The organism is Mesorhizobium sp. M0293 (genome assembly GCF_040321735.1).
Classification (GTDB): Bacteria; Pseudomonadota; Alphaproteobacteria; order Rhizobiales; family Rhizobiaceae; genus Mesorhizobium.
Genome location: NZ_JAMYSA010000270.1, coordinates 1 through 1,463, shown reverse-complemented (window position 1 = coordinate 1,463; position 1,463 = coordinate 1). Strand labels below are relative to the sequence as shown.

At 66.8% G+C, this 1,463-nt stretch carries 1 protein-coding gene; it reads right to left on the bottom strand.

Going from position 1 to position 1,463, the window contains the following annotated elements:
• Positions 1-271 precede the first annotated feature (271 nt).
• A complete protein-coding gene (gene holA / locus NKJ06_RS35385) occupies positions 272-1,318 on the bottom strand; it encodes a DNA polymerase III subunit delta (protein WP_352634671.1) in 1,047 nt (348 codons plus the stop codon).
• Positions 1,319-1,463: the final 145 nt, after the last annotated feature.

The following is a 1,463-nucleotide window of genomic DNA, read 5'->3' as shown; positions in this document are numbered from 1 at the left end:
TCCGGAGGGAGAGGAAAGGCGCCAAGGTTGGCGAATTCGCGCCTTTCCTCTACCCCGTCGATCGGGGGAGAGGTGGCGAGCGAAGCTCGACGGAGTGGGGGTCGACCTTACACCGACGCAATGATTGCCGCTTGACCGAGTTTTCGTGCGCGCAGGCCAGAGGGATCGGTTCGACCGGATGCGACCTCCTTGCGGCAGATGGAGGCCGGCGCTCTACGCGCGGCGACCCCCTCTGTCGCCTTCGGCGACATCTCCCCCTCGAGGGGGGAGATCAGGCGCGCTGCGCCAATCGGCTGCTTTCCACTGCTATCCCCAGCAGCGCCTGTCTTGCCAGCGCAACCGACAGATCCGGCCGCCGCCGCGTCTGCAGCACCGCTGTCTGCAGGCGCGTCAGCGCGCGGCCGAGCGCGTCGGTGCTCCAGCGCTCCAGCGCTTTCTCGACCAGCTTGCGGCGCGAGAAGAACACTGGCGGACGGGCCGCGGCAACGACGGAAGCCGCATTGCGGCCGCCCGAATCCATCTGGCCGCGCATGGCCTGGATCTGCTGCAACTGCCGCATCGCCGAGGACAGCACCAGGAAGGGCTGTCCGCCGGACTGGCAGTGGCGGGTGAAGGCGGTGTCGAAGTCGCCGATCTTGCCTTCGAGCAGCGCGTCGACCGCATCGTCGAAAGAGGCGCCGGACACGTCACCCGACATCGCCTTGACCTCTTCCAGCCCGATTTCCCGCTGGCCATGCGCGTAAAGAACGAGCTTTTCGATTTCGCCGCGCGAGGCCAGCCGGTCGCCGCCGAGATTGCGGCGCAGCGCCTGTCTCGCCTCCATGGTCATCGACATACCGGCCTTGCGCAATTCGTCGTCGATGACCGCATCGATGTCGCGGGCTTCATCGGCGTAGCATGGCAGTGCCATGGCGTTGTCCGCCGCCTCGACGATGGCGCGCAGGCCGACGCCCTTCTTGAGATCGCCGGCCTCGATCAGGATGATGGCATCCGGTGCGGGCTCCGCCGTCAGCGCCTTGACGTCGTCGGCCAGCGCCTTCTGGCCGCTGGCATTGCGCACCCACAGCAGCCGCCGGTCGGAAAACATCGGCACGGTGCGGGCTTCGTCAAGCAGCCGGCCCTCGTCGCGGTCGACCTCCGAACCCTCCAGCCGGACCACCGAGAAGGGATCGTCGAGCGGCAGGCCGGTCTTGCCCGCAAAGGCCTTTGCCCGCTCGGAGACGAGGCCGCGGTCGGGGCCGTAAAGCAGGACAATGGAGATGCGCTGGTCCGGCCGCGCCAGCCACCCATCGACCTCGTAAGCTTTCTTCTGTCCCATGGCGGGTTGGTTAGCATGATGCGGGGGCGGCTTCCAGCTTGGGTTCCTCTCCCTCCGGAGGGGGGAGAGCGACTATCTGGGGTGTCAAGTTGCAATTGCGAACTCGTTGCGCGCATCGCGTGCTTTTGCATTGAGGATGACCAGG

What these genes read in the sequence shown, in the direction of transcription:
- holA (WP_352634671.1), bottom strand. Translation starts at nt 1,318, where the DNA reads ATGGGACAGAAGAAAGCTTACGAGGTCGATGGGTGGCTGGCGCGGCCG.